At 64.8% G+C, this 25925-nt stretch carries 27 protein-coding genes; 5 read left to right on the top strand and 22 right to left on the bottom strand.

Features of this window, described 5'->3' with window-relative positions:
- Window positions 1-15 precede the first annotated feature (15 nt).
- On the top strand, window positions 16-915 hold the full coding sequence (locus AC1RDS_RS00870) for a LysR family transcriptional regulator (RefSeq protein ID WP_092700703.1): 900 nt from the start codon (window positions 16-18) through the stop codon (window positions 913-915).
- 12 nt (window positions 916-927) lie between these two features.
- Here AC1RDS_RS00870 and AC1RDS_RS00865 read toward each other — a convergent pair whose 3' ends face one another.
- From AC1RDS_RS00865 to AC1RDS_RS00820, 10 genes are all read right to left on the bottom strand, one after another.
- Window positions 928-2634, bottom strand: coding sequence for a phosphoethanolamine transferase (locus AC1RDS_RS00865; protein ID WP_092700706.1), 1707 nt, complete (start codon window positions 2632-2634; stop codon window positions 928-930).
- 41 nt (window positions 2635-2675) lie between these two features.
- A complete protein-coding gene (fghA, locus tag AC1RDS_RS00860; RefSeq protein WP_092700709.1) occupies window positions 2676-3536 on the bottom strand; it encodes an S-formylglutathione hydrolase in 861 nt (286 codons plus the stop codon).
- 58 nt (window positions 3537-3594) lie between these two features.
- A complete protein-coding gene (locus tag AC1RDS_RS00855; protein ID WP_287880203.1) occupies window positions 3595-4701 on the bottom strand; it encodes an S-(hydroxymethyl)glutathione dehydrogenase/class III alcohol dehydrogenase in 1107 nt (368 codons plus the stop codon).
- 126 nt (window positions 4702-4827) lie between these two features.
- Window positions 4828-6138 carry a citrate synthase gene (gene gltA / locus AC1RDS_RS00850; protein ID WP_092700712.1) on the bottom strand — a complete coding sequence of 437 codons (1311 nt, stop codon included), beginning with the start codon at window positions 6136-6138 and terminating at the stop codon, window positions 4828-4830.
- 61 nt (window positions 6139-6199) lie between these two features.
- Complete coding sequence (locus tag AC1RDS_RS00845; RefSeq protein WP_092700715.1) at window positions 6200-6514, bottom strand: FAD assembly factor SdhE; 315 nt, start codon at window positions 6512-6514, stop codon at window positions 6200-6202.
- Window positions 6515-6529: 15 nt separating this feature from the next.
- Window positions 6530-7234 carry a succinate dehydrogenase iron-sulfur subunit gene (locus tag AC1RDS_RS00840; RefSeq protein WP_092700718.1) on the bottom strand — a complete coding sequence of 235 codons (705 nt, stop codon included), beginning with the start codon at window positions 7232-7234 and terminating at the stop codon, window positions 6530-6532.
- Window positions 7235-7254: 20 nt separating this feature from the next.
- The gene (gene sdhA / locus AC1RDS_RS00835; RefSeq protein ID WP_092700720.1) at window positions 7255-9063 is read right to left on the bottom strand and encodes a succinate dehydrogenase flavoprotein subunit; all 1809 of its coding nucleotides are present in this window, start codon (window positions 9061-9063) and stop codon (window positions 7255-7257) included.
- A gap of 25 nt (window positions 9064-9088) precedes the next feature.
- On the bottom strand, window positions 9089-9454 hold the full coding sequence (gene sdhD / locus AC1RDS_RS00830) for a succinate dehydrogenase, hydrophobic membrane anchor protein (protein WP_026436035.1): 366 nt from the start codon (window positions 9452-9454) through the stop codon (window positions 9089-9091).
- Between the two features lie 59 nt (window positions 9455-9513).
- Window positions 9514-9948 (bottom strand): succinate dehydrogenase, cytochrome b556 subunit, encoded by a 435-nt coding sequence (gene sdhC / locus AC1RDS_RS00825; RefSeq protein WP_092700723.1) that lies wholly within the window; start codon window positions 9946-9948, stop codon window positions 9514-9516.
- A 135-nt stretch (window positions 9949-10083) separates the two neighbouring features.
- Window positions 10084-10872 carry a GntR family transcriptional regulator gene (locus tag AC1RDS_RS00820; RefSeq protein WP_092700726.1) on the bottom strand — a complete coding sequence of 263 codons (789 nt, stop codon included), beginning with the start codon at window positions 10870-10872 and terminating at the stop codon, window positions 10084-10086.
- Between the two features lie 216 nt (window positions 10873-11088).
- On the opposite strand from AC1RDS_RS00820, the gene AC1RDS_RS00815 reads away from it, so the two are divergent.
- From AC1RDS_RS00815 to acnB, 4 genes are all read left to right on the top strand, one after another.
- The gene (locus AC1RDS_RS00815) at window positions 11089-12075 is read left to right on the top strand and encodes a malate dehydrogenase (RefSeq protein WP_092700729.1); all 987 of its coding nucleotides are present in this window, start codon (window positions 11089-11091) and stop codon (window positions 12073-12075) included.
- Window positions 12076-12079: 4 nt separating this feature from the next.
- Window positions 12080-13120, top strand: a complete 1041-nt coding sequence (locus tag AC1RDS_RS00810; protein WP_287880224.1) for an HpcH/HpaI aldolase/citrate lyase family protein — start codon at window positions 12080-12082, stop codon at window positions 13118-13120.
- Window positions 13121-13142: 22 nt separating this feature from the next.
- On the top strand, window positions 13143-13709 hold the full coding sequence (locus tag AC1RDS_RS00805; RefSeq protein ID WP_287880226.1) for a hypothetical protein: 567 nt from the start codon (window positions 13143-13145) through the stop codon (window positions 13707-13709).
- A gap of 70 nt (window positions 13710-13779) precedes the next feature.
- The gene (gene acnB, locus AC1RDS_RS00800) at window positions 13780-16365 is read left to right on the top strand and encodes a bifunctional aconitate hydratase 2/2-methylisocitrate dehydratase (protein ID WP_348682904.1); all 2586 of its coding nucleotides are present in this window, start codon (window positions 13780-13782) and stop codon (window positions 16363-16365) included.
- A 119-nt stretch (window positions 16366-16484) separates the two neighbouring features.
- Here the strand turns inward: acnB and trhP are convergent, their stop codons facing one another.
- The 12 genes from trhP to AC1RDS_RS00740 form a co-directional block, all read right to left on the bottom strand.
- Window positions 16485-17864 carry a prephenate-dependent tRNA uridine(34) hydroxylase TrhP gene (gene trhP / locus AC1RDS_RS00795; protein ID WP_287880231.1) on the bottom strand — a complete coding sequence of 460 codons (1380 nt, stop codon included), beginning with the start codon at window positions 17862-17864 and terminating at the stop codon, window positions 16485-16487.
- Window positions 17865-17985: 121 nt separating this feature from the next.
- A complete protein-coding gene (tolA, locus tag AC1RDS_RS00790; RefSeq protein WP_092700410.1) occupies window positions 17986-18966 on the bottom strand; it encodes a cell envelope integrity protein TolA in 981 nt (326 codons plus the stop codon).
- Window positions 18967-18993: 27 nt separating this feature from the next.
- Window positions 18994-19419, bottom strand: coding sequence for an ExbD/TolR family protein (locus AC1RDS_RS00785; protein ID WP_092700413.1), 426 nt, complete (start codon window positions 19417-19419; stop codon window positions 18994-18996).
- 176 nt (window positions 19420-19595) lie between these two features.
- Window positions 19596-20297, bottom strand: a complete 702-nt coding sequence (gene tolQ, locus AC1RDS_RS00780; RefSeq protein WP_026436020.1) for a protein TolQ — start codon at window positions 20295-20297, stop codon at window positions 19596-19598.
- Window positions 20294-20710, bottom strand: a complete 417-nt coding sequence (gene ybgC, locus AC1RDS_RS00775; protein WP_092700478.1) for a tol-pal system-associated acyl-CoA thioesterase — start codon at window positions 20708-20710, stop codon at window positions 20294-20296. The genes tolQ and ybgC overlap by 4 nt, the downstream gene beginning before the upstream one ends.
- Window positions 20711-20718: 8 nt before the next feature.
- Window positions 20719-21903 carry a pyridoxal phosphate-dependent aminotransferase gene (locus AC1RDS_RS00770; RefSeq protein WP_092700415.1) on the bottom strand — a complete coding sequence of 395 codons (1185 nt, stop codon included), beginning with the start codon at window positions 21901-21903 and terminating at the stop codon, window positions 20719-20721.
- Between the two features lie 73 nt (window positions 21904-21976).
- On the bottom strand, window positions 21977-22540 hold the full coding sequence (gene nusB / locus AC1RDS_RS00765) for a transcription antitermination factor NusB (protein WP_092700418.1): 564 nt from the start codon (window positions 22538-22540) through the stop codon (window positions 21977-21979).
- Window positions 22537-23001: a 6,7-dimethyl-8-ribityllumazine synthase gene (gene ribH / locus AC1RDS_RS00760; RefSeq protein WP_026436016.1), complete on the bottom strand. Its 465-nt coding sequence runs from the start codon at window positions 22999-23001 to the stop codon at window positions 22537-22539. The genes nusB and ribH overlap by 4 nt, the downstream gene beginning before the upstream one ends.
- Window positions 23002-23004: 3 nt before the next feature.
- Window positions 23005-24126: a bifunctional 3,4-dihydroxy-2-butanone-4-phosphate synthase/GTP cyclohydrolase II gene (gene ribBA / locus AC1RDS_RS00755; RefSeq protein WP_092700421.1), complete on the bottom strand. Its 1122-nt coding sequence runs from the start codon at window positions 24124-24126 to the stop codon at window positions 23005-23007.
- A 173-nt stretch (window positions 24127-24299) separates the two neighbouring features.
- Window positions 24300-24584 carry a 2Fe-2S iron-sulfur cluster-binding protein gene (locus AC1RDS_RS00750; RefSeq protein ID WP_244273732.1) on the bottom strand — a complete coding sequence of 95 codons (285 nt, stop codon included), beginning with the start codon at window positions 24582-24584 and terminating at the stop codon, window positions 24300-24302.
- 38 nt (window positions 24585-24622) lie between these two features.
- Window positions 24623-25252 (bottom strand): DUF938 domain-containing protein, encoded by a 630-nt coding sequence (locus AC1RDS_RS00745; protein ID WP_092700427.1) that lies wholly within the window; start codon window positions 25250-25252, stop codon window positions 24623-24625.
- A 363-nt stretch (window positions 25253-25615) separates the two neighbouring features.
- Window positions 25616-25897 carry a DUF427 domain-containing protein gene (locus AC1RDS_RS00740; RefSeq protein ID WP_092700430.1) on the bottom strand — a complete coding sequence of 94 codons (282 nt, stop codon included), beginning with the start codon at window positions 25895-25897 and terminating at the stop codon, window positions 25616-25618.
- Window positions 25898-25925: the final 28 nt, after the last annotated feature.

The raw sequence follows: 25925 nt of genomic DNA, 5'->3' as shown, positions 1-25925 counted from the left end.
CATAGATAAAAATCGATGAATATCACGTTTCGCCAGTTGCGGCTTTTTCTGGCGCTGGCCGAAACCGGCAGTGTCAGCGCCGCCGCCAGGCGCATGCACGTCACGCAGCCCACGGCATCGATGCAGCTGCGCGAGGTGACGCAGGCCGTGGGCATGCCGCTGTACGAAGTGGTCTCGCGCCGGGTTCACCTTACCGAGGCCGGGCAGGTCCTGGCCCGCACGGCGCGGGCCATTGCCGGCGAGTGGGATGCGTTCGAGCAGCGCGTGGCGGGCGCCAAGGGGCTGACCAGCGGGCGCCTGAAGGTCGCCGTGGTGAGCACCGCCAAATACTTCATCCCCCGCCTGCTGGGCAGTTTCTGCAAGCTGCATCCGCAGATCGACATTTCGCTTGAAATCCTCAACCGCGACCACGTCATCACGCGCCTGCGCAGCAACCTGGACGATCTCTACGTCATGTCCATGCCGCCGGCCGACCTGCCGCTGGAGGACCAGATCCTGATGCCCAACCCGCTGGTGGTCATTGCCGCCGCCACCCACCCGCTGGCGCTCAGAAAGCGCGTCACGCTGGCGCAGCTGCAGGGAGAGCGGTTCATCCTGCGCGAAAAAGGCTCGGGTACCCGCATGGCCACCGATGCGCACCTGCGCCAGCGGGGTTTTACCCCGACCGCTGTGCTGGAGCTGGGCAGCAACGAGGCCATCAAGGAATCTGTGGAGGGGCAACTGGGCGTTTCCATCCTCTCCCGCCATGCGCTCGGTGCGCACCACGAGGGTCTGGCGGTTCTCCCGGTGCAGGGCTTTCCCATCCGGTCGCAGTGGCACCTGGTCTGGCCTCGGGGCAAGCAGCTGTCACCGATTGCCCAGGTGTTTCAGGGGCACTTGCTGAGCGAGGCGATAGGGTGGCAGGGGGCGCGGTGAGGCCGCGCGTTGTCAGCCCGCCGGGCGGCAGCCTGCAAACATGTCCAGCGCGGGGTTGTAGGCGCTGGTCTTCACGTCCATCAGGCCCAGCACCGAATGGAAGTAGTGGTCATGGCTGATGCGCCGCTCGGTCAGGTCCTTTTGCAGGCAGCCCGTGGTCAGATGGGTGCGTGACTGCATGGCGGGCGAGAGCCAGGTGATCCAGGGCACATGCTTTTGCACATCGGGTGCGATGGCATAGGGCAGGCCATGCAGGTAGATGTTGTTCTCGCCCAGAGATTCGCCATGGTCCGCGACGTACATCATCGCTGTTTGCGCTTGCTGGGATTGGGTTGAAAGCCAATGGAGCACGGAATCGAGGAACTGGTCGGTCTGCACGATGCTGTTGTCGTAGGCATTCACCACCTGCTCCTGCGTGCATTCCTGCAGGGCGGTGGCGGTGCATTCGGGCTGGAACTTCTTCAGGGCCTGGGCCGATCGCTTGTAGTAGGCCGGGCCGTGGCTGCCCATCTGGTGCATCACCAGCACGGTGCCGCGGTTGCGCTGCTCGGCGGGCAGTTCAGCCAGGCGCTTGTCCAGGTCCTTGAGCATGATGGGGTCGAGGCACTCGCCGTCAGGGCACAGGGCCGGGTCTGGCAGGGCCGTGGTATGCACCTGGCCGACGCGCTCGCACACGCCCTTGCAGCCGGCCTGGTTGTCCAGCCACAGCACGGCCAGACCCGCGTGGTGCAGCACATCGATCAGGCTTTCATAATTGGCCTTGCGTGACTCGAAGCCGCTGCGCCCCAGGTGCGAGAACATGCAGGGCACCGAGGCCGCCGTGCTGGTGCCGCACGACCACGCGTTGCGCGCCGTGACTAGGTCACTGCGGGCCGACAGCAGCGGCGTGGTGGGGCGGGCGTAGCCGTTCAGGCCGAAGTTCACGCTGCGGCCGGTTTCGCCCAGCACCAGCACCAGCAGGGGCGGCTTTTGCTGGCCTGCGTAGCTGGCGCCCAGCTGTGCGTCGCGGCCCAGGGGCATCAGCGTGCTGGTGTCCAGCCGCAGCGGCTTGGTGGCAATGCTGCCCAGCGCGTACACGCTGTTGAGCGGGTTGATCAGGTAGCGCAGCTTGGTGTGGTTGCGCATGGTGGAGGCGAATTCCTGGAACACCAGCAACAGGCAGACCACGATGACCACGATGGCCCCCACCAGCAGTGCGCCGTTGTGTGCCATGTGGCGAAAGGCATGCATGCGGCGCACCGGCCGGCGGTAGAGCCACAGCAGGGGCGGTGCCGTGAGGGCCAGCACGGTGGCCAGCATGCGCCAGTTGAGCAGGTCGCCGGCCTCTTTCACATCGGTCTGCATCACATTGACCAGCATGCTGGCGTCGATGGCGATGCCATAGGCGAGCATGAAATAGGCGCCGAAGGCGGCCATGAGCAGCATCACGGTGATGGCGGGCTTGAGCGTCCAGCGCCAGGCCAGCAGGCTGAGCAATGCGGCGTTGCCCGCCGCAACAATCACGGCAAACGCCAGCGCAAAGCCCCAGCCGCGCAGCGTGCCCTGGCCGGGCAGCGCCGCCACTTCACGCCACAGCGGCACATTGCATGCGGTGGCCAGCCAGGCGCTGGCCAGCACCACGACCCATGCGGGGTGGATGTCTCGGGTGGCATGAGGAGGGTGGGTGACAGCGCGACGGCCGAACACAAGGCGCTGCAGGCGCTGCAAAGACAAAAGCATGGAAGGATTGTCCGTAGCGCTGCTTAACTGGAAATTAATGCTCAGGCCAGCGCGGTGGCGTGGTGCCGCAGGTGGTCGGCCAGGAAAGTCTGGACGAAATAGTAGCCATGGTCGTAACCCGCGTGCTTGCGCAGCGTGAGCGGCTGGCCGACTTGTGCGCAGGCCTCCTCGAACCGATGCGGATGCAGCTGGGTGGCCAGAAACTGGTCGGCCAGACCCTGGTCGATCAGGATGCCCTGGGGATAGGGCGCGCTGGTTTGCTGGCCCATGAGCACACTCGCGTCATGGGCGCCCCAGGTGCTTTCATCCTGGCCCAGGTACCCGGTGAAGGCGTTGTGCCCCCACGGGCACTGGGTGGGCGCGCAAATCGGCGCAAAGGCCGAGACGCTGCGGAACACACCGGGGTGACGCAAGGCGAGCGTGAGGGCGCCGTGACCCCCCATCGAATGCCCGAACAGGCCCAGGCGCTGGTCGTCGAGGGCAAACTGCGCCGCCACATCGGGCAGCAATTCCTTGACGAGGTAGCTTTCCATGCACCAGTGGCCGGCCCAGGGCATCTCGGTGGCGTCCAGATAGAAGCCGGCGCCCACGCCGAACTCCCAGTGGTTGCTTTCTCCCAGGATGCCCGCACCGCGCGGGCTGGTGTCGGGGGTGAGGAGGGCCAACCCCAGTTCGGCCGCCAGGCGCTGTGCGCCGGCCTTGATCGCAAAGGTTTCCTCGTTGCAGGTCAGGCCGGCCAGGTAGGTCAGCAGGGGCTGTTTCTGCCCGGCCAGCGCCTGCGGGGGCAGGTACAGGCCAAAGCGCATCGGCAAGCCGATTTCGGAGGAGTTGTGCTTGTAATAGCGCTGCACGCCACCAAAGCAGGCGTGTTCGCTGGTCAGTTCAAGGTCAGTGAAGGTCATGGATATCAAATTTGGTAGCTGCAAGCGCTTATGGATAAAACGCTAGCGGCTGATTCCATCAATAAATAACCACGCCGCGGATGGATTCGCCGCGCTTCATCAGGTCGAACCCCTTGTTGATGTCTTCCAGCGGCATGGTGTGGGTGATCAGGTCGTCGATGTTGATCTTGCCCTCCATGTACCAGTCCACGATCCTGGGCACATCGGTGCGGCCGCGCGCGCCGCCGAAGGCCGAGCCTTCCCATTTGCGGCCGGTGACCAGCTGGAAGGGGCGGGTGCTGATCTCGGCTCCGGCCTCGGCCACGCCGATGATGATGCTGCGCCCCCAGCCCTTGTGCGTGCATTCGAGCGCCTGGCGCATCACGGTGGTGTTGCCAATGCACTCGAAACTGTAGTCGGCGCCGCCGTCGGTGAGCTGCACGATGGCATCCACCACGTTCTCCACCTCCTTGGGGTTGATGAAGTGCGTCATGCCGAACTTGCGCGCCATCTCCTGGCGGGCCGGGTTGATATCCACGCCGATGATCTTGTCTGCACCCACCATCCTCGCGCCCTGGATCACATTCAGGCCAATCCCGCCGAGGCCAAACACCACCACGTTGGCGCCGGCCTCGACCTTGGCGGTGAAGATCACCGCGCCGATGCCGGTGGTGACGCCGCAGCCGATGTAGCAGACCTTGTCGAAAGGCGCGTCTTCACGGATCTTGGCCAGCGAGATCTCGGGCGCCACCGTGTAGTTGCTGAAGGTGCTGGTGCCCATGTAGTGGAAGAGGGGCTTGCCGTCCATGCTGAAGCGGCTGGTGGCGTCGGGCATCAGGCCCTTGCCCTGCGTGCCGCGGATCAGCTGGCACAGGTTGGTCTTGCGCGACAGGCAGAACTTGCACTGGCGGCATTCGGGGGTGTAGAGCGGGATGACATGGTCGCCCTTCTTGAGCGTGGTCACGCCCGGCCCCACGTCCACCACGATGCCCGCACCTTCGTGGCCCAGGATGGCGGGGAAGATGCCTTCGGGGTCGGCGCCAGAGAGCGTGTAGTAGTCGGTGTGGCAGATGCCGGTGGCCTTGATCTCCACCAGCACTTCGCCGAATTTCGGCCCTTCGAGGTCCACGGTTTCAATGGTCAGGGGCTGGCCTGCTTGCCAGGCGACGGCGGCTTTGGTTTTCATGGGGGTTCCTCAGGTGACGGTGTCGCAGCACTATACGGGCCACCGGCGGTGGTGACCACAGGCACAAAAAAACCCGCCGGAGCGCGGCGGGCTTTGGGGCTGCCGGGGCGCGCGGGGCGCCGCCGATCAACGGGCCGTCAGGGGCGGAACATCACGGCGCACCGAGCCGGTGAACAGCTGGCGTGGGCGGCCAATCTTGTACTCGGGGTCGCTGATCATTTCGTTGAGCTGGGCAATCCAGCCAACGGTGCGGGCCAGTGCGAAGATGCCGGTGAACAGGTTCACCGGAATGCCCATGGCGCGCTGCACGATGCCCGAGTAGAAGTCCACGTTGGGGTACAGCTTGCGCGAGACGAAGTAGTCGTCTTCCAGGGCGATCTTTTCCAGTTCCTTGGCCAGCTTGAACAGCGGATCGTTCTCCAGGCCCAGCTCTTTGAGCACTTCGTTGCAGGTTTCCTGCATGAGCTTGGCGCGGGGATCGTAGTTCTTGTAGACGCGGTGGCCAAAACCCATCAGCTTCACGCCGGAGTTCTTGTCCTTGACCTTCTCCATGAACTCGCCCACCTTGGACACGCCGCCCTGGCGCTGGATGTCTTCCAGCATGTTCAGGCAGGCTTCGTTGGCGCCACCGTGGGCAGGGCCCCACAGGCAGGCCACGCCGGCCGAGATGGCCGCAAACGGGTTGGTGCCCGACGAGCCGCACAGGCGCACCGTGGAGGTGGAGGCGTTCTGTTCGTGGTCGGCGTGCAGGATGAAGATGCGATCCAGGGCGCGTTCGAGCACCGGGTTGACCTTGTAGTCCTCGCAGGGCGTGCCGAACATCATGCGCAGGAAGTTGCCGGAGTACGACAGGTCATTGCGCGGATACATGTAGGGCTGGCCGACGCCGTACTTGTAGGCCATGGCAACCAGCGTGGGCATCTTGGCGATCAGGCGGATCGCGGCGATGTCGCGGTGCTGCGGGTTGTTGATGTCCGTGCTGTCATGGTAGAAGGCCGACATGGCGCCCACCAGGCCCGTGAGCACCGCCATGGGGTGCGCGTCGCGGCGGAAACCGCGCAGGAAGAACTGCATCTGCTCGTTGACCATGGTGTGGTCGAGCACCAGCTTGTGAAAGTCGGCGCGCTGGGTGGCGTTGGGCAGATCACCCTTGAGCAGCAGGTAGCAGGTGTCCAGGTAGTCGCACTGCGTGGCCAGCTGTTCGATGGGGTAGCCGCGGTACAGCAGTTCGCCCTTGTCGCCGTCGATGTAGGTGATGGCAGACTGGCACGATGCCGTCGACAGGAAACCGGGATCGTAGGTGAACATGCCGGTCTGTGCGTACAGCTTGCGGATGTCGATCACGTCCGGGCCGATGCTGCCCTGGTAGACCGGCATTTCCACGCTGGGGCTGCCGTTGCTGAACGACAGGGTGGCTTTGTTGTCTGCTAGCTTCATTGTTACTTTCCTTTGGGTTTCCGATGATCCGGTCTGGGGCTGTCTATTCAGGGCCAGGGTGCTATTGCACGGCTGCGCTGCCGCCTTGCCGCAGCATGCCCAGCACTTCGTGCACTTCTGCGGTGTCCAGCGGGGCCTGGGGCTCGCGTCGGCGCAGCAGCAGGTCCAGCAGGTCGTTGTCCGCCAGGTCCATCAGGGCCATCAGGCCGTCGGCGTGGCGTTGGGTGAGCTGGGGCTCGAAGCGGGTGAAAAACTGCTCGATGAACAGGTCGTTCTCGAGCAAGCCCCGCCTGCAGCGCCAGTGCAGCCTGCTCAGTGCGCGTTCATCAAGCAGCGGCGAGGCTGCTGCGCAGGCGGTGGTGGAAGTTTCACCCATGGCTTGATGCTCGCTTCAGATGGCGCGACGCACCATCAGTTCCTTGATCTTGCCGATGGCCCGCGTGGGGTTCAGGCCCTTGGGGCACACGTCCACGCAGTTCATGATGGTGTGGCAGCGGAACAGGCGGTAGGGATCTTCGAGGTTGTCGAGGCGCGCGCCCGTGGCGTCGTCGCGGCTGTCGGCGATGAAGCGGTAGGCCTGCAGCAGGCCGGCGGGACCCACGAACTTGTCGGGGTTCCACCAGAAGCTGGGGCAGGACGTGGAGCAGCTCGCGCACAGGATGCACTCGTACAGGCCGTTGAGCTCCTCGCGCTCTTCGGGCGACTGCAGGCGCTCGCGGTCGGGTGCCAGTTCTTCGTTGATCAGGTAGGGCTTGATCGAGTTGTACTGCTTGAAGAACTGCGTCATGTCCACGATCAGGTCGCGGATCACGGGCAGGCCCGGCAGCGGCTTGAGCACGATGGTGCCCGTGAGGGTGTTCATGTTCGTCAGGCAGGCCAGGCCGTTCTTGCCATTGATGTTCATGGCATCGGAGCCGCAGACGCCTTCACGGCAGGAGCGGCGGAACGACAGGGTGGGGTCCTGTTCCTTGAGCTTGATCAGCGCGTCCAGCAGCATGCGCTCATGGCCGTCGAGTTCGATCTCGATGGTCTGCATGTAGGGCTTGGCATCCTTGTCCGGATCGTAGCGGTAGATTTGGAATGTGCGTTTTTGCATGTTTCTTCTCTCGTGACGATTTAGAACGTACGGACCTTGGGAGGAACGCTGTCCACTGTCAAAGGCTTGAGGTTGACGGGCTTGTAGTCGAGGCGGCTGCCTTCGCTGTACCACAGCGTGTGCTTGAGCCATTCCTTGTCGTTGCGGCCCAGCGGGAAGTCGGCGTGGTCGGCGGGGTGCTCGTAGTCGTACACGGTGTGGGCGCCGCGGCATTCCTTGCGGGCGGCGGCCGACACCATGGTGGCCTGGGCCACTTCGATCAGGTTGTCCACTTCCAGCGCCTCGATGCGCGCGGTGTTGAACACCTTGGACTTGTCCTTGAGCGTGACGCCGGCGACCTGCTTGCGGATCTCGGCGATCTTCTTGACGCCCTCGTCCATGCTGGCCTGGGTGCGGAACACGCCGGCATGCTGCTGCATGGTGGTGCGGATGTCGCCGGCCAGGGCCTGGGCGTAGATGCCGTCGCTGGACTTGTCGAGCTGGTTCAGGCGCTCCAGGGTGCGGTCGGCCGCATCCTTGGGCAGGGGCTTGTGCTCCTTGTTCCTGTTGTTGAACTCGACGATGTGGCGGCCGGCGGCCTTGCCGAACACCAGCAGGTCCAGCAGCGAGTTGGTGCCCAGGCGGTTGGCGCCGTGCACGCTCACGCAAGAGCATTCGCCCACGGCATACAGGCCGTTCACCACGGCGTTGTGGATGCCGTTGGCCTGGGTGATCACCTGGCCGTTGATGTTGGTGGGCACGCCGCCCATCTGGTAGTGGATGGTCGGCACCACGGGGATGTCTTCCTTGGTGATGTCGACGTTGGCGAAGTTGACGCCAATCTCGTACACCGAAGGCAGGCGCTTGTGGATGGTGTCCGCGCCCAGGTGGCTGAGCTTGAGCATCACATAGTCCTTGTTCGGACCACAGCCACGGCCTTCCTTGATTTCCTGGTCCATCGAACGCGAAACGAAGTCGCGTGGCGCCAGATCCTTCAGCGTGGGCGCATAGCGCTCCATGAAGCGCTCGCCGTTGCTGTTGAGCAAGATGGCGCCTTCGCCACGGCAGCCTTCGGTCAGCAGCACGCCGGCACCGGCCACGCCGGTGGGGTGGAACTGCCAGAACTCCATGTCCTGCAATGCAATGCCGGCACGGGCCGCCATGCCCAGGCCGTCACCGGTGTTGATGAAGGCGTTGGTGGAAGCCGCGAAGATGCGGCCGGCGCCGCCGGTGGCCAGCAGCACGGTCTTGGCTTCCAGGATGTACAGGTCGCCGGTTTCCATTTCGAGAGCGGTCACACCCACCACGTCGCCGTCGGCGTCGCGGATCAGGTCCAGGGCCATCCACTCGACGAAGAAATTCGTCTTGGCCTTGACGTTCTGCTGGTACAGCGTGTGCAGCATGGCGTGGCCGGTGCGGTCAGCGGCGGCGCAGGCGCGCTGCACGGGTTTTTCGCCGTAGTTGGCGGTGTGGCCGCCAAAGGGGCGCTGGTAGATGGTGCCGTCGGGGTTGCGGTCGAACGGCATGCCGAAGTGTTCCAGCTCGTACACCACCTTGGGGGCTTCGCGGCACATGAACTCGATGGCGTCCTGGTCGCCCAGCCAGTCGGAGCCCTTGATGGTGTCGTAGAAGTGGTAGTGCCAGTTGTCCTCGGACATGTTGCCCAGCGAGGCGCTCACGCCGCCCTGGGCGGCCACCGTGTGCGAACGGGTGGGGAACACCTTGGACAGCGAGGCCACGTTCAGGCCTGCGCGGGAGAGTTCAAGCGCGGCGCGCATGCCGGAGCCGCCGGCGCCGACGATGACGACGTCGAACTTGCGCTTGGTGATGTTAGCGTTGGTGTAGCTCATTGTTTTTTGCCTTCAGTCGCGGGAATCAAAGACGCCACAGAACCTGGATGCCCCAGCCGGCGCAGCCGACCAGCCAGACGATGGTGAAAATCTGCAGCACCAGGCGCAGGCCCAGCGGCTTGATGTAGTCCATCCAGATGTTGCGCATGCCGACCCAGACGTGCCAGATGAGCGCGATGATCACGGAGAACGTGAGCACCTTCATCCACTGGCTGGAAAAGATGGAGGCCCAGCGGTCATAGCCGATGGGGCCCTTGGTCAGGACCAGCTGTGCGAGCACGATCAGTGTGAACAGTGCCATCAGGACGGCGGTGACGCGCTGGCTCAGCCAGTCGCGCAGGCCATAGTGGGCACCTACGACGGTGCGTTTGTAACCGTAGTTTTCGGACATGGTGGGTTTCCTCTCAGTCGTGGCGCGGCACGCCGGAACCGGCGCTGCCGCGGGGTGAATCAATACAGGCCGAACAGCTTGGCTGCCAGTACCAGCGTCAGGGCAATGCTGATGACCAGCGTCGTCAATGCAGAGGTCTTGCCGAACTGCTTGTTGACGGCCTCGTGGCTCACATCCATCCACAGGTGGCGCATGCCGGCAATCATGTGGTGCAGGTAGCCCCAGATCAGCGCCAGCGCGACGAGCTTGATGAACCAGCCAGGAGCGAAACCCAGGCCTGTGTTGAACGCGGCCTTGAAGGTGCCAAAGGAGATTTCGGACGACACCGAGGTGTCGAACATCCACAGGACGAACGGCAGCAGCAGGAACATGACCGCACCGCTGGCACGGTGCAGGATCGAAACCCATGCAGCCGGCGTCATGCGGTAAGTGGTGAGGTCCTTGAAGGCGTTGATGTTGCGGAATTCAGGCCGTTTTTTGGCAAGCTCTGTCATGGCGGGGTGCTTTCGTGGATGTAACGACTTTGTAATTGGGAGATGCAAAGAACGCAAAATTCTATTGCAACGCAACAAGTGGGGTTTTCCATTGGTGCAATATTTTGACGTTTCTGCTCAAGTGCCAGCGTGCTGTCAGCTCAATTCGTTGTGGTAATGATGGGTGTCGGTGCGGTAAAGACCCCGCCGTAACTCCATGGGAACATCGTTGTAGGTGTAAGCGACGCGCTCCACGCTCAAAAGGGGCGTGCCCACGGTGGTTTGCAAAAGCCGCGCCTGCTCGCCATCGGGCAGCACGGCGCGGATTTTTTCTTCGGCCCGGACCATGCGAACGCCATAGTCGAGTTCAAACATGGCGTAGGTCGGGCCCTGGTAGCCGGCCATGTGTTCTGCCGTCAGGCCTTTGAAGGCCTGGCCGGGCAGCCAGATGTCTTCGAGAATGGTGGGTTCGCCTGCAAACGACAGGATGCGCCGCGCCTGCACCACCGGGTCGCCGCTGCGCAGCGCCAGGGCGCGTGCCACGTCGGCACTGGCGCGCACGCGCCGGCATTCCAGTACGGTGCGTTGCGCCGGACCCTCCACCCGGGCATCGCCGCTGTCGGGCAACAGCTTCAGAAAGCGGTATTGCACATGCTGTTCGGCATGGGTGGCCACGAAGGTGCCCTTGCCCTGGCGCCGCACCACGAGATTTTCGGCCGCCAGCTCGTCGATGGCCTTGCGCACCGTGCCCTGGCTGACGCGAAAGCGTGCCGCCAGGTCCATTTCGCTGGGAATGGCTTCGCCGGGCTTCCATTCACCCTGTTGCAGGCTCTGCAGGATCAAGGCCTTGATCTGCTGGTACAGCGGACTGAACGCCGGTGTTACTGCGCCGGCGCCACCGAGGTGTGGCGCTGGTGCATCAACGTTGAATGGAGGCGAGGACATGGCTGGGGGCAGGGTGGATCGGCTTTGCGAGGCGGCTTCGCGGGTGGATAGCCGGGCTCGATCATATCTTATATAAGACATAAGACAAATTGACCTATCGCAGCAATCGGCGGTACACTCCAAGGCTGTTTTGCGGGGCACGGGCTGCTGGTAACAGGCGCTGGTGCTTGCGTTGCACCTTTACCTGTTTTTTTCCCACTTCCTGGAGTTTTCACCATGAGCAAGAAGCCCGTCCGTGTTGCCGTTACCGGCGCTGCTGGTCAAATCGGTTACGCCCTGTTGTTCCGCATCGCCTCCGGCGAAATGCTGGGCAAGGACCAGCCGGTCATCCTGCAGTTGCTCGAAGTGCCCGTGGAAGGCCCTCAAAAAGCCCTCAAGGGCGTGATGATGGAACTCGATGACTGCGCGTTCCCGCTGCTGGTTGAGATGACCGCACACAGCGACCCCATGACCGCTTTCAAGGATGCCGATTACGCCCTGCTGGTCGGTTCGCGCCCCCGTGGCCCTGGCATGGAACGCGCCGAGCTGCTGGCCGTCAATGGCGCCATCTTCACCGCACAGGGCAAGGCCCTGAATGCCGTGGCTTCGCGCGACGTGAAGGTGCTGGTCGTGGGCAACCCCGCCAACACCAACGCCTACATCGCCATGAAGTCGGCTCCTGACCTGCCACGCAAGAACTTCACCGCCATGCTGCGCCTGGACCACAACCGTGCTGCCAGCCAGATCGCCGCCAAGACCGGCAAGGCAGTGGCCGACATCGAAAAACTCACCGTGTGGGGCAACCACTCGCCCACGATGTACGCCGACTACCGTTTCGCCACCATCAATGGCGAAAGCGTCGCCAAGATGATCAACGACCAGGAATGGAACGCCAATGTGTTCCTGCCCACGGTGGGCAAGCGCGGCGCCGCCATCATCGAAGCCCGCGGCCTGTCGTCGGCCGCCTCGGCAGCCAACGCGGCCATCGACCACATGCGCGACTGGGCCCTGGGCACCAACGGCAAGTGGGTCACCATGGGCATTCCTTCGGATGGCCAGTACGGCATTCCAAAGGACACCATGTTCGGTTTCCCCGTCACCTGCGAAAACGGCGAGTACAAGATCGTTGAAGGCCTGGAGATCGACGCGTTCTCCCAGGAGCGCATCAACAAGACGCTGGAAGAGCTGCAAGGCGAGCAAGACGGCGTCAAGCACCTGCTGTGATCCCATGAGTGTTGTGCGCCACCCAGCCCCGCTCACTGCCGCTCAAGGGGGCGGGTCTGCCCATCCCCGTGATGTGCTGCTTGGCGCCCAGGCGGCTTCGGCCGCCTTGCCGGTGTGCGATCACTACAGCGGTGCTCCGGCGCGCATGCTCAAGAGCCTGCAGTTGCAGGCCCAGATGACCGAAGAGTTCGGCGCCTGCGTCTTCGACGTGACGCTCGATTGCGAAGACGGTGCCCCGGTCGGCGACGAAGCGGCGCATGCGGCCCTGGTGGCCCAGCTGGCGCGCGATGCCGCCCCGGCAGCCCGCGTGGGTGCGCGTGTGCACCCCGTGGACCACCCCGCATTTGCCAATGACGTGGCCACCATCGCCGGTGAAGCCGGCCACCGGCTCACCCACATCATGCTGCCCAAGGTCGAGTCGGTGGATGACGTTGTGCAGGCTGAAAAGGCCTTGCAGCGTGCATCGGCCGGCCACCTGCCCCTGCAGGTGCTGATCGAATCGCCCGCCGCGGTACACCGTGCGTTCGAGATCGCCGCGCACCCGCTGGTGCAAAGCCTGAGCTTCGGGCTGATGGACTTTGTATCGGCGCATGGCGGCGCCATACCCGCGTCGGCCATGGCATCCTCGGGCCAGTTCACGCACCCCCTGGTGGTGCGTGCCAAGCTGGAAATCGCCTCTGCCTGCCATGCCCACGGCAAGGTGCCCTCGCATTGCGTGGTGACTGAATTCAGCGACATGGCGGCCATGCAGGCCGCAGCCAGCCGCGCAGCCCGCGAGTTTGGCTACACGCGCATGTGGAGCATCCACCCGGCGCAGATCCGACCCATCCTGGCGGCCTTTGCGCCCACGCAGGATGATATTGAAGTTGCATCAAAAATAATAGCTGCTGCCATAGACGCTGATTGGGCTCCTATCAGTTTTGATGGCGCATTGCACGACCGTGCCAGTTTCCGTTACTACTGGCAGGTCCTGGAACGTGCACACAGCACCGGGCGCAGTTTGCCCCCGGCCGTTTGCGCGTGGTTTGTCCCGTCCCTCCCCTGAACCCCTATTCGCAGGATCTCTGATGAAAACCCTTATCGCTTCTGCCCTGATGCTGCTGGCGCCTGCTTTCGTGCTGGCCCAGACTCCCTCCCAGCCCGCAGCCAAGCAGGCCACCAAGGCCCCTGCCAAAACCAAGACGGTCAAGGCGGAGCCTCCCAGCAGCCGTACCCAGCTCCGGTCCGCCACCGGGCAGGTGGCGGCGGGCATCATGGCCGCCGAGGCGGCCCTGTCGCCCGCCGAGCTGGCCATCGCCGAGCGCGTGCATGTCGGCCGCATCGCCTGCGAGCTGGGTGCCCACGTCACGCTCAAGGCCGACCCTGCCTCGCCCGGCCATTTCGATGTCGAAGGCAAGGGCTTCAAGTACCGCATGGCCCCGGTCGCAACCACCACCGGCACCGTGCGCCTGGAAGACCAGAAGGGCGGCGCTGTCTGGCTGCAGATTGCCAACAAGTCCATGCTCATGGACCAGAAACGCGGGCAGCGTCTGGCCGATGAGTGCATGAGCCCCGAGCAGAGCCTGGTGGCCGAGGCCATCAAGAAGAACCCGCCCCCCAGCGTTCTGGAACCCCTGCCCATCGCCAAGCAATAACGATTGCGGTGTGTCCGGTGTCCGGCACGCACCCGCCCCACTTTGAATAGAACGCAACCGGAGAAAATTGATGTTGAAAGCCTACCGTGACCATGTGGCAGAACGCGCTGCATTGGGCATTCCACCACTGCCCCTGAGCGCCAAGCAGACCAGCGAACTGATCGAGCTGCTGAAGAACCCGCCCGCTGGCGAGGAAGCCGCCCTGGTCGATCTGATCACGCACCGCGTGCCCGCCGGTGTGGACGACGCCGCCAAGGTCAAGGCCAGCTACCTGGCCGCCGTGGCCCATGGCACGGAGGTGTGCAGCCTCATCGGCCGCGAGAAGGCCACGCAACTGCTGGGCACCATGCTGGGTGGCTACAACCTCACGCCGCTGATCGACCTGCTGGACGACGCTGCCGTGGCATCGGTGGCCGCCGAAGCGCTCAAGAAGACGCTGCTCATGTTCGACCAGTTCCATGACGTCAAGGAAAAGGCCGACAAGGGCAACGCCTTCGCCAAGTCCGTGCTGCAGAGCTGGGCCGATGCCGAGTGGTTCACCAGCCGCCCCGAAGTGCCGCAAAGCATCAAGCTCACGGTGCTCAAGGTCACGGGCGAAACCAACACCGATGACCTGTCGCCCGCGCCCGACGCCTGGAGCCGCCCCGACATCCCGCTGCATGCGCTGGCCATGCTCAAGAACAAGCGCGACGGCATCACGCCCGAAGAAGACGGCAAGCGCGGTCCGGTGAAATTCATCGAAGACCTGCGCGCCAAGGGCAACCTCGTGGCCTATGTGGGCGACGTGGTCGGTACCGGTTCTTCCCGCAAGTCCGCCACCAACAGCGTGCTGTGGTTCACCGGCGAAGACATTCCCTTCGTGCCGAACAAGCGCTTCGGCGGCGTCTGCCTGGGCTCCAAGATCGCGCCGATCTTCTACAACACCATGGAAGACGCCGGCGCGCTGCCGATCGAGCTCGACGTGAGCCAGATGAACATGGGCGACGAGATCGAGTTGCGTCCCTATGAAGGCAAGGCCCTCAAGGATGGCAAGGTGATCGCCGAGTTCACGGTCAAGAGCGATGTGCTGTTCGACGAAGTGCGCGCCGGTGGCCGCATTCCGCTGATCATCGGCCGTGGCCTGACCACCAAGGCACGCGAGGCCCTGGGCTTGGCTCCCTCCACGATGTTCCGCCTGCCGCAGGTGCCCGCCGCCACCGGCAAGGGCTTCACGCTGGCGCAGAAGATGGTCGGGCGCGCTTGCGGCCTGTCTGAAGGCCAGGGCGTGCTGCCGGGCACCTACTGCGAACCCCGCATGACCTCGGTCGGCTCGCAGGACACCACCGGTCCCATGACCCGCGATGAGCTGAAAGACCTGGCTTGCCTGGGCTTCAGCTCCGACCTGGTGATGCAATCGTTCTGCCACACGGCTGCGTACCCCAAGCCCGTGGACGTGAAGATGCACCACGAGCTGCCTGATTTCATCAGCACGCGCGGCGGCATCTCGCTCAAGCCCGGCGACGGCATCATCCACAGCTGGCTCAACCGCATGCTGCTGCCCGATACCGTGGGCACGGGCGGCGACTCGCACACCCGTTTCCCCATCGGCATCAGCTTCCCGGCCGGCTCCGGCCTGGTGGCCTTTGCTGCGGCTACGGGCGTCATGCCGCTCGATATGCCTGAATCGGTGCTGGTGCGCTTCAAGGGCCAGATGCAGCCCGGCGTCACGCTGCGCGACCTGGTGCACGCGATTCCGCTGTACGCCATCAAGGCAGGGCTCCTGACGGTGGCCAAGCAGGGCAAGGTCAACATCTTCTCGGGCCGCATCCTCGAAATCGAAGGCTTGCCCGACATGAAGGTCGAGCAGGCGTTCGAGCTGTCCGATGCCTCGGCCGAGCGCTCTGCCGCCGGTTGCACCGTGCGCCTGAACAAGGAGCCGATCATCGAGTACATCAACAGCAACATCGTGCTGCTGAAGAACATGATCGCCCAGGGTTACGCCGACGCGCGCACCATCGGCCGCCGCATCCAGGCCATGGAAGCCTGGCTGGCCAAGCCCGAGCTGCTGGCACCCGATGCCGACGCCGAATACGCCGCCGTGATCGAGATCGATCTGGCCGACATCACCGAGCCCATCGTCTGCTGCCCGAACGACCCCGACGATGCCAAGACGCTGTCGGACGTGGCCGGCGCCAAGATCGACGAAGTGTTCATCGGCTCGTGCATGACCAACATCGGCCATTTCCGCGCGGCTTCCAAGCTGCTCGAAGGCAAGAAGGACATCCCGGTCAAGCTGTGGATGGCGCCTCCGACCAAGATGGACGCGCACCAGCTCACGGAAGAAGGCCACTATGGCGTGTTCGGCGCCGCCGGTGCCCGCATGGAAATGCCGGGCTGCTCGCTGTGCATGGGCAACCAGGCACAGGTGAAGGAAGGCGCTACCGTGATGTCCACCAGCACGCGCAACTTCCCCAACCGCCTGGGCAAGAACACCAATGTGTACCTGGGTTCCGCCGAGCTGTCGGCCATCGCCTCCAAGCTGGGCCGCATTCCGACCAAGGCCGAATACCTGGCCGACATCGGTGTGATCAACGCCAACGGCGACAAGATCTACAAGTACATGAACTTCGACCAGATCGCCGAGTACAAGGACGTGGCCGACGGCGTAGCCGCCTGAGCGGTTCCCGCCCTCCACGGCTGAGAAAAAAGCCCGGTGCTCGCAAGAGCATCGGGTTTTTTGCTATTAATTAAGTAGCTTCTTGCGCTTGGTGCATAAGCGCCATAGCCTGATTTGATCTAAATTTTTTCGCTGGTCAGCACCCGCGCCAGCAATGCGCCTTCGGCCGGCGCTGCCAACGGAATGCGCACGCGCAGCGGGCTGCCCGAAGCCACTTGCATCGGCTCCCCATCCAGGCTCCGCATCTGCGTGAGCCGCAGCGTGCGGTTGCCGCTAGGATGGATGATCTCCAGCATGTCACCCACGGCAAAGCGGTTCTTGGTCTCCACCTCGGCCCAGCCGTCTTGCACGGCCTTGACTTCACCGACGAACTGGCTGCGCTGGTTTTTGGAGCTGCCGGTCTCGTAGTTCTGGTAGTCGTTGGCGGGGCGGCGCTCCAGGAAACCCGCGGTGTAGCCGCGGTTGGACAGGCCTTCGAGCTCGGTGATGAGCGCGGGGTTGAACGGGCGGCCGGCCACGGCATCGTCGATGGCGCGGCGGTAGATCTGCGCCGTGCGCGAGACGTAGTACTGGCTCTTGGTGCGCCCCTCGATCTTGAGCGAGTCGACACCGATCTCCACCAGCCGCTGCACATGCTCGACGGCGCGCAGGTCCTTGCTGTTCATGATGTAGGTGCCGTGCTCGTCTTCCATGATGGGCATGAGCTGGCCGGGGCGTTCTTTTTCTTCGAGCAGATAGACCTGATCGGCCAGCGGGTGGCGCGCGCCGCCGCCGCAGGCGGCAAACGCCGCGTTGTCGTCGTCCTGGGCCTGCTGAAAGTGGAAGTCACCGTCCATGCGCTGGGCCATGGCTTCGCCCGTGTTGGGGTCCACGGCTGCGGGCTGCGTGGCGTAGTTCCAGCGGCAGGCGTTGGTGCAGGTGCCCTGGTTGCTGTCGCGGCGGTTGAAGTAGCCCGAGAGCAGGCAGCGGCCCGAGTAGGCAATGCACAGCGCGCCGTGCACGAACACTTCGAGCTCCATGTCGGGGCATTCCTGGCGGATCCTGGCGATCTCGTCGAGCGAGAGTTCGCGTGACAGGATGATGCGCTTGACGCCCACCTGCTGCCAGAACTTCACCGCCGCGTAGTTGGTGGTGTTGGCCTGCACCGAGAGGTGGATCTCCGCCTCGGGCCAGCGCTCGCGCACCATCATGATCAGGCCGGGGTCGGCCATGATGAGGGCATCGGGCCGCATGGCGATAATGGGCTCGATGTCGCGCAGGTAGGTGCGCACCTTGTCGTTGTGCGGCAGCAGGTTGCTGGTGAGAAAGAACTTCTTGCCGCGCGCATGGGCTTCCTCGATGCCCTGCTGGATCTGCTCCAGGCGGAATTCGTTGTTGCGCGCGCGCAGGGAATAGCGCGGCTGGCCGGCATAGACGGCGTCGGCGCCAAAGTCGTAGGCGGCGCGCATCTTGGCGAGGGAGCCGGCGGGCAGCAGCAGTTCGGGGCTTTTCAGGGTCATAGATCAATTGTGGCCAAGGCCAGGGAAAAGGCTCTGCGTTACCGCAGTAAAGCAGCAGTCTCAGGGCGAGCGCATGCCGGCGCAGCCGAGCCCAAGGGCCCCAGCTTGGGCGCAGGATTTTTCAGTCCTGTGGGCGAAAACCTATTTCCAGCGTGGATGGGACGCGTCCGTCCACATCGCGGGGCAGCGACCCGGTCTTGTCGAGTGCGCGCAGCACGGCATCGTCCCAGGCCTTGTTGCCACTGGACTGGATCAGCTTCGTGCCCACGATGGTGCCGTCGGGGGCGGCGCGCACCTGCACCACGGCGCGCGGGTTGCCTGCTACAGCGTCGGGGTACACGATGTTGGGCCGGACCTTGGCCGCCACCTTGCCGCCATAGCTGCCCGAGGGACCGGAGCTCTGCTTGGCGTTGCCCGTGGCGGTTTCGCCGCCCGTGGCGCCGGCGAGGCCCTGCATGCGGCGGATGTTCTCCTGCCGGCGGGCTTCTGCCGCCTTGGCGCTGGCCTTTTCGGCAGCTTCCTGCTTGCGCAGGTCTTCCTGTTCCTGGCGCTTCTTGTCCTCGGCCAGCTGCTTTTGCTTTTCCTGCTTTTTCTGCTTTTCCTGTTCGGCCTTGTGCTGCTCCAGCTTCTTTTGTTCGGCCAACTGCTTCTCGTGCAGCTCCTTCTCATGCGCCAGGCGTTCGCGGCGCTCTTCTTCCTTGCGCTCGCGTTCACGCTTCTCGCGTTCGAGTTGCTGCTGGTGCACTTTCTTTTCTTGTTCCAGGCGCTTTTTCTCGCGCTCAAGGGCGATATCGGCCTGGCGGGTATCCGGCGCTGCCTGCCGCGGGGGCGGTGGTGGCGGGGCAGGGGTGGGCTGGGGCGGCGCGGGCACCGGCTCGGGCGGTGGTGGCGAGGGCTCGACCGCACGGGGCGCAGCTTGCTGCGGAACGGCCGACCACAGTTCGGCCTCCACGGCCGGCATGTCGGCGCTGCTTTTCCAGTTCACGCCCCATGTCAGCGCGCCAATCAGGATGGCGTGCGCCAGCACGGCCAGCACAATGGCGCGCAGGCGGGCCGGCGGGCGGGGCGGGGCAAACTGGTCGCGGTCGTCGTGAGCGTGCATGCGATTTCTATGGGGGCGGGTCGGCGCTCAGCCGCCGCTCTTGACGGCCAGTGCGACGCGGGGCACACCGGCCTGTTGCAGGGCCGACATGGCCTTCATGACCGATTCGTAGGAAACGTTCTTGTCGGCGCTGATGAGCACGGGCGTGTCCTCGGGCTGGTCCTTGAGCCAGTTCCTGGCCGTGGCGCCCAGGCTTTGCAGCGGCACCGGGCGCTCGTTGCCGTCGGCCTTGAAGCGCACGCTGCCGTCCTTCTCCACGATCACGTCGGCGCGTGTCTTGGGCACCTTGGCACCTTTGCCGACGGAGGGCACATTGACCGAACTGGGCGTGAGCATGGGCGCCGTCACCATGAAGATGATGAGCAGCACCAGCATCACGTCGATGAAGGGCACCATGTTGATCTCGTTCATGGAGCGGCGGCGGCTGCCGTTGCGCGAGGCCATTGCGGGCATTTCAGCTCTCCGTTGCGCTGCGCAGTGTGCGCAGCGGATAAAACTGGCACGCCCGAGGCCGGCAGACGCCGCGCAAGGGCCGCCCCGCCGCGCTGGCGTCGTCCCCCTTCCCGCAGTGCATAGCGCTGCGAGAGAAGGGGGAAGCCGCAAAGCGGCTCAGGGGGATGTACTTCATCTCAGTGGCCCGAGGGCGAGCCTGGGTGGGCGCCCAGGTTGCGCTGCAGGATGTTGGAGAACTCCTCGATGAAGGTCTCCTGGTGGGTGGCCACGCGGTCGATGTCGCGCGCGAAGCGGTTGTAGGCAATCACGGCGGGAATGGCAGCAAACAGGCCCAGGGCGGTGGCCACCAGCGCTTCGGCGATGCCGGGCGCCACGGTGGCCAGCGTGACCTGCTCCATGCCGGCAAAGCCCGTGAAGGCGTGCATGATGCCCCACACCGTGCCGAACAGGCCCACATAGGGGCTGACCGAGGCCACCGAGCCCAGGAAGGACAGGCTGGATTCGACCACGTCCATCTCGCGCTGGAAGCTGGCGCGCATGGCGCGGCGGGCACCGTCGAGCAGCGTGCCGGGGTCGGTGATGCGGCGTTCGCGCAGCTTCTGGTGTTCGCGCATGCCGCTGGCGAAGATGCGTTCCATCGGCCCGGCGCTCTTGGCGTTCTGCGCGGCGCTGGCGTACAGGTCGTTGAGGCTGGTGCCCGACCAGAAGTCGCGCTCGAAATCCTCGTTGAGCGCCTTTACGCGCTTGAGGGCGAACAGCTTGCGAAAGATGGCGGCCCAGCTGGCGACGGAGACGCCCAGCAGCAGCAGCATGACGAGTTGTACCACCCAGCTGGCGTGCAGCACCAGGGAGACGATGGACATGTCTTGGGAATTCATGAAAGTTGTTCCAGAAGGGTGTTCGGGATTCTTGCGGGGCGCATGCTCGCGGCGTCCACCCAGCCGATACGGATGGTGCCTTCGCTCAGCAGAATGGGTGGTTGGCTGGACATTTGCTCATTATTCAATAGCGCCTGCTGCACTATTGTCAAGGATGCACGGCCTGTTTCCTGCAAATGGGCGGTAACAATGAGTGCATCGTCAAGGCGGGCCGGGCGCAGATAGCGCAGGCGGGCATCGGTTACGACGAACATCCCGCCCGTTTGTTCCCGCAATCGCTGCTGGCCCAGGCCCAGCGAGCGCAGCCATTCGGTGCGGGCACGCTCGAAGAACTTGAGGTAGTTGGCATAGAACACGATGCCGCCGGCATCGGTGTCTTCCCAGTAGATGCGGATGGGGAATTCGAACGCCATGGCGGTCATCAGCCCAGCAGCGAGCGCAGGCGCGCCACCGATTCCTGCAACTGCGCCATCGAATTGGCGGTGGAAAAACGCACGAAACGCTGGGGGTCAAAGGTGCCGAAGTCGCGCCCCGGCGTCACGGCCACATGGGCCCGGCGCATGACTTCATACGCAAAATCCCAGCTGCCCTGCACGCCGAGTTTTTCACAGGCGCGAGTGCAATCGGCCCAGGCATAAAAGGCGCCGTCGGGCATCACGGGCACGGCCAGGCCCAGGGCCTGCAGTTCGGGGATGAAGTAGTCGCGGCGGGCCTTGAACTCGGCACGGCGGCGTTCGTATTCGGCGATGCTCTCGGCCTCGAAGCAGGCCATGGCCGCCAGTTGCGACACGGTGCTGGCGCAGATGAACAGGTTCTGCGCCAGGCGCTCGACCACGGGCACCATGGCATCGGGCACCACCATCCACCCGAGGCGCCAGCCCGTCATGTTGAAGTACTTGCTGAAGCTGTTGATGCTGATGACGCTGTCGTCGATGGCCAGCGCCGTCTGGCCGAAGGCGTCGTCGTACGACAGGCCCAGGTAGATCTCGTCGATCATCGTCACGCCGCCGCGCTCCTGCACCACGCCGTGGATGCGGCGCAGCTCGTCGGGTGCAATGGATGTGCCCGTGGGGTTGGAGGGCGAGGCCAACAGGACACCGCGCGTCTTGCTGTTCCAGGCCGCTTGCACCTTCTCGGCGCTCAGCTGGTAGCGTTCGGCGGCGGTGGTGGGGACCAGCACGGCATTGCCTTCGGCGGCGCTCACGAAATGCCGGTTGCAGGGGTAGCTGGGGTCGGGCATCAGCACCTCGTCACCGGCCTCGATCAGTGCCAGGCAGGCCAGGTGCAGCGCCGCCGAGGCGCCCGCCGTGACCACGATGCGGCGGGCCGGCACGTGGACGCCGAAGCGCTGCTGGTACCAGCCGCTGATGCGCTCGCGCAGGGGCTCGTAGCCCAGCGACTGTGTGTACTGCGTGGCGCCGTCGTGCACGGCGCGTGCGGCGGCTTCCTGCACCAGCGGGGGCGCCGTGAAATCGGGCTCGCCAATGTTCAGGAAGATCATGGGCTGGCTGCTGCCCGCCACCTCGCGGGCCATGGCCTGTGCGGCCTTGGCCACTTCCATCACATAAAACGGATCAATGCGCTCGGCGCGCCTGGAAAACTTCATGGGGAGAGGTCCTGCCCGCGCGGGGCGGGGTGGCGAAAGAATGCGGGCCGCAGGCGGCCCCTGGGCTGCCGGTTCAGGCGCTGGCGCTGGTGCCGGCGGCTGCGGGTGCTGCGCCCTTGTCGGCCGCCACCTCGGCTGCGCGCAGGCGGGGTGCCAGGCCGTTGAGCACGGCATTCACATACTTGTGGCCATCGGTGCCGCCAAATTCCTTGGCCAGCTCGATGCACTCGTTGAGCACCACGCGCCACGGCACATCCAGGCAGTGCTGGAACTCGTACACGCCGATCCACATGGCGGCGCGCTCGATGGGCGAGATCTCGGCCATCTTGCGGTCGAGCAGCGGCGTGATCAGGGCATCAAGTTCTGCGGCGGCGTCGATGCAGCCGTGCAGCACGGCGTTGTAGTGCGCGGCATCGGCCTTGTGAAAGCCGGCCAGGTCGCGCGTGAACGAATCAATGGCCTCGGCCTCGTTGCGCCCCACGAGATGCTGGTACAGCGCCTGCAGCACAAACTCGCGGGCGCGGCTGCGGTTGGATTTGGAGGCCGCCTTGCGCACACCATTGCTTTTCAGCCCGGTGCGGGCCTGCTTCGGGGGGCTTGCAGACGGGGGCGCGGCGGGGGTGGTGGGATCGCTCATGACAGTTCTTCCAGCAGATTGGCCATTTCCACCGCCACGCGAGCGGCATCGCGGCCCTTGTCGGTCTGGCGGGCAATCGCCTGCTCCAGGTTCTCGGTGGTGATGATGGCGTTGGCAATGGGCAGCTGGTAGTCGAGCGACAGCCGGGTCACGCCCGCGCCGGACTCGTTGGCCACCAGCTCGAAGTGGTAGGTTTCGCCGCGGATGATGCAGCCCAGGGCGATCAGTGCATCGAAGCGGTCGCTTTCGGCCATGGCCTGCAGCGCCACGGGCACTTCCAGGGCGCCCGGCACCAGCACATGCTGGATGTGCTTTTCGGGCACGCCCAGGGCCAGCAGCTCGTCGAGGCAGGCCTTGGCCAGCGCGTTGGTGATGCCTTCGTTGAAGCGGGCCTGGACGATGCCGATGTGCAGTTTCTTGCCATCGAGCTTGTCCGCTGTTCCTTTGTCTGCGCCAAACATGGTTTATTCCTTCGGGATGTAGCCGGTGATTTCGAGTCCGTAGCCGGCCATGCTGGGCATGCGCCGCGGCTGGCCCATGAGCTGCATCTTGTGCACGCCCACTTCGCGCAGGATCTGGGCGCCCACGCCGTAGGTGCGCAGGTCCATGCGGCCGCGCTCGGGGGCCTGCGAGGCACGTGCCGTGCCTTCGAACTGCTCGAGCAACTGCGCGGCGCTTTCGCCGCAATTGAGCAGCACGGCCACGCCCTGGCCCTGGCTGGAGATGTAGTGCAAGCTGGTGTCCAGGCCCCACGAGTGCATGGAGCGGTTCACCTCCAGTGCATCGAGCACCGACAGTGGCTCGTGCACGCGCACGGGCACCTCGTCGTCGGCGCTCCACTCGCCCTTGACCAGGGCCAGGTGCACGGCCCGGCTGGGCTTGTCGCGGTAGGCGTGGGCGGTGAACTCGCCGTAGGCCGTCTGCAGGGTGCGCTGGCCTATCTTCTCGATCAGCGATTCATTGCGGCTGCGGTGCTCGATCAGGTCGGCGATGGTGCCGATCTTGATGCCGTGTTCGGCGGCAAAGATCTGCAGGTCGGGCAGGCGCGCCATGGTGCCGTCGTCCTTCATGATCTCGCAGATCACGGCGGCGGGGCTGCAGCCGGCCATGGTCGAGAGGTCACAGCCAGCCTCGGTGTGGCCCGCGCGCATGAGCACGCCGCCGTCCACCGCCTGCAGCGGGAAGACATGGCCGGGCTGCACCAGGTCGGCGGCCTGGCTGCCTTTGGCCACGGCCACCTGGATGGTGCGCGCGCGGTCGGCGGCCGAGATGCCGGTGGTCACGCCCTCGGCGGCCTCGATCGAGACCGTGAAGGCCGTGCTGTACACGGTGCCATTGCGCGTGGCCATGGGCGGCAGCTTGAGGTGCTCGCAGCGTTCGCGGGTGAGCGTCAGGCAGATCAGGCCGCGGCCGAAGCGCGCCATGAAATTGATGGCTTCGGGCGTGACATGGTCGGCGGCCAGGACCAGGTCGCCTTCGTTTTCACGGTCTTCTTCGTCCACCAGGATGACCATGCGCCCGGCGCGCATCTCGGCCACGATGTCTTGCACTGGCGAGATGTGTGCGGGGATGAGGGGGGTGTTCATTGGGAGGGCTTTCGTTGGGGGCCGCGGTGAGCGGTCGGGCGGCAGCGCAGGTTCCCGAAGCCAGACGGCTGTGCGGGCCCGCCAGGCCCGCTCCAAAGAACATGCGATGCGGCGCCGCCGCACGGTGCAGAGGCCGGCGTGGTGCGCAGAACTCCGAAGCTGGCGATTTTAGTTCAGTCCGGGCCGGCCTGCAGTTCGATATCGCTCACGGGATAAGCCACACAGGGCAGCACGCAGCCTTCGGCCATTTCTTCGGACGACAGCCCCGGCCACTTCACCTCGTAGCGCACGCTGCCCTGGCGCAGCTGCCCCAGGCAGGTGCGGCAGGTGCCGTTGCGGCAGGAGCTGGGCCAGTCGATGCCGCCCTGTTCGAGCGAGATCAGCAGCGGCTGGTCGGGCCAGGCATCGCATTGCTGGTCGCCGGGTGCGACGCGGGCCGTGAAAAAGGGGGCTGTCATGGGGGAAAGAAAAGAATCGCTCATGGTTCCGTGGCAGGTCAGTGGCTGGGGGCGGTGCGTTGCCATACCAGCAGCAGGTTGTTGGCGGGCAGTGCGTGGCGTGCGGCCAGGTAAAGGCCGGCCTGCTGCGCTTCGCGGGCCACGTCGCCGAGGGCGCGGATGCCCCAGGCCGGGTTCTGTGCGCGCAGGCTGGCATCGAACGCCAGGTTGCCGGGGGCGGTGGGTACGCCGTCTTCGAGATAGGGGCCGTAGGTGACGAGCTGCCCAGTGGGCGCCAGGTGGCGTGCGGCACCCTGCATCAGGCCGGCGCAGCACGCCCAGGGCGCGATGTGCAGCATGTTGGCGCAGTAGATCAGATCGAACGGCGCGGCAAAGGCGGGGCCGGCGCCGGGCCAGGCATCGGACAGCACATTGAGCAGCAGTGGTGCCCGCACGTTCGGGGCGTTGGCGCTCCAGGCGGCTATCGAGGCGAAACCCTGGGGCGTGGCATCCGTGGGCTGCCAGGTCCAGCCGGGCAAGGCTGCGCCAAAACAGGCCGCGTGCTGGCCGGTGCCGCTGGCAATCTCCAGCGCGGCGCCCTGCTGGGGCAGCAGGGCCTGCAGCACCGTCAGGATGGGGCCGCTGTTGCGCTCGGCGGCAGGGCTGTGTGCACGGGCATCGGTGGGCATGATTGGGATCCAAGGAGGCTGCAGCGCTTGTCCAACAAGCGGTCAGAGCTATTGAAACAGGAGCGTGAATGGTGATGGAAAGTGCACGCGGGGATTGCTTAAAAAACGGGCGGTGTGATGGATTTCTTTACGAATCAAGGACTTGGCGTCGCCATACAGGACTTGTCAAAAGTTATCCACACCATTGTCCAGTGCGGGCTGGGATAAACCGGCATTGCTGCGGCCGGTGCTGCCTAAAAAACAGGCAACGCAGGAGATTGCTTTACAAATCAAGCACTTGGCGCTGCCATACAGGGCTTGTCCACACTTATCCACATGATTGTCCAGCGCGGGCAGGGATAACCGGCGCGGCCTGCAGGCGGCTCAGGCGGTGACCTGCACGCCTTTCCAGAACGCCACGCGGCCGCGGATTTCTTCGGCCTCGGGTTTGGGGTCGGCATAGAACCAGGCCGCGTCGGTGTTCATCTCGCCATCGACCAGCAGCGACAGGTAGCTGGCCTGCCCTTTCCAGGCGCAGGTGGTCTTGTGGTTGCTGAACGTGAAGTACTCGCGCTTGAGCGCGCTTTCGGGAAAGTAGTGGTTGCCTTCCACCACCACGGTGTCATCGCTCTCGGCAACGATCACGCCGTTCCAGCTGGCTTTCATGGGGAATCCTTCTTTCAGTAAAAAATGG

It is taken from the genome of Acidovorax sp. GW823-FHT02H02 (genome assembly GCF_058797075.1).
The sequence above is the reverse complement of the archived record's forward strand: the minus strand, read 5'-3'. Positions and strand labels throughout refer to the sequence as shown.

Coding starts and splice junctions, on each gene's coding strand:
- ribBA (WP_092700421.1), bottom strand. CDS start 24,126: ATGAACACCCCCCTCATCCCCGCACACATCTCGCCAGTGCAAGACATC.
- sdhC (WP_092700723.1), bottom strand. CDS start 9,948: ATGACAGAGCTTGCCAAAAAACGGCCTGAATTCCGCAACATCAACGCC.
- AC1RDS_RS00805 (WP_287880226.1), top strand. CDS start 13,143: ATGAAAACCCTTATCGCTTCTGCCCTGATGCTGCTGGCGCCTGCTTTC.
- tolA (WP_092700410.1), bottom strand. CDS start 18,966: ATGCACGCTCACGACGACCGCGACCAGTTTGCCCCGCCCCGCCCGCCG.
- acnB (WP_348682904.1), top strand. CDS start 13,780: ATGTTGAAAGCCTACCGTGACCATGTGGCAGAACGCGCTGCATTGGGC.
- AC1RDS_RS00870 (WP_092700703.1), top strand. CDS start 16: ATGAATATCACGTTTCGCCAGTTGCGGCTTTTTCTGGCGCTGGCCGAA.
- AC1RDS_RS00750 (WP_244273732.1), bottom strand. CDS start 24,584: ATGACAGCCCCCTTTTTCACGGCCCGCGTCGCACCCGGCGACCAGCAA.
- AC1RDS_RS00810 (WP_287880224.1), top strand. CDS start 12,080: ATGAGTGTTGTGCGCCACCCAGCCCCGCTCACTGCCGCTCAAGGGGGC.
- trhP (WP_287880231.1), bottom strand. CDS start 17,864: ATGACCCTGAAAAGCCCCGAACTGCTGCTGCCCGCCGGCTCCCTCGCC.
- AC1RDS_RS00820 (WP_092700726.1), bottom strand. CDS start 10,872: ATGTCCTCGCCTCCATTCAACGTTGATGCACCAGCGCCACACCTCGGT.
- AC1RDS_RS00840 (WP_092700718.1), bottom strand. CDS start 7,234: ATGCAAAAACGCACATTCCAAATCTACCGCTACGATCCGGACAAGGAT.
- AC1RDS_RS00770 (WP_092700415.1), bottom strand. CDS start 21,903: ATGAAGTTTTCCAGGCGCGCCGAGCGCATTGATCCGTTTTATGTGATG.
- AC1RDS_RS00855 (WP_287880203.1), bottom strand. CDS start 4,701: ATGAAAACCAAAGCCGCCGTCGCCTGGCAAGCAGGCCAGCCCCTGACC.
- AC1RDS_RS00785 (WP_092700413.1), bottom strand. CDS start 19,419: ATGCCCGCAATGGCCTCGCGCAACGGCAGCCGCCGCCGCTCCATGAAC.
- sdhA (WP_092700720.1), bottom strand. CDS start 9,063: ATGAGCTACACCAACGCTAACATCACCAAGCGCAAGTTCGACGTCGTC.
- sdhD (WP_026436035.1), bottom strand. CDS start 9,454: ATGTCCGAAAACTACGGTTACAAACGCACCGTCGTAGGTGCCCACTAT.
- AC1RDS_RS00740 (WP_092700430.1), bottom strand. CDS start 25,897: ATGAAAGCCAGCTGGAACGGCGTGATCGTTGCCGAGAGCGATGACACC.
- AC1RDS_RS00865 (WP_092700706.1), bottom strand. CDS start 2,634: ATGCTTTTGTCTTTGCAGCGCCTGCAGCGCCTTGTGTTCGGCCGTCGC.
- tolQ (WP_026436020.1), bottom strand. CDS start 20,297: ATGAATTCCCAAGACATGTCCATCGTCTCCCTGGTGCTGCACGCCAGC.
- ribH (WP_026436016.1), bottom strand. CDS start 23,001: ATGTTTGGCGCAGACAAAGGAACAGCGGACAAGCTCGATGGCAAGAAA.
- gltA (WP_092700712.1), bottom strand. CDS start 6,138: ATGAAGCTAGCAGACAACAAAGCCACCCTGTCGTTCAGCAACGGCAGC.
- AC1RDS_RS00745 (WP_092700427.1), bottom strand. CDS start 25,252: ATGCCCACCGATGCCCGTGCACACAGCCCTGCCGCCGAGCGCAACAGC.
- AC1RDS_RS00845 (WP_092700715.1), bottom strand. CDS start 6,514: ATGGGTGAAACTTCCACCACCGCCTGCGCAGCAGCCTCGCCGCTGCTT.
- nusB (WP_092700418.1), bottom strand. CDS start 22,540: ATGAGCGATCCCACCACCCCCGCCGCGCCCCCGTCTGCAAGCCCCCCG.
- fghA (WP_092700709.1), bottom strand. CDS start 3,536: ATGACCTTCACTGACCTTGAACTGACCAGCGAACACGCCTGCTTTGGT.
- ybgC (WP_092700478.1), bottom strand. CDS start 20,710: ATGGCGTTCGAATTCCCCATCCGCATCTACTGGGAAGACACCGATGCC.
- AC1RDS_RS00815 (WP_092700729.1), top strand. CDS start 11,089: ATGAGCAAGAAGCCCGTCCGTGTTGCCGTTACCGGCGCTGCTGGTCAA.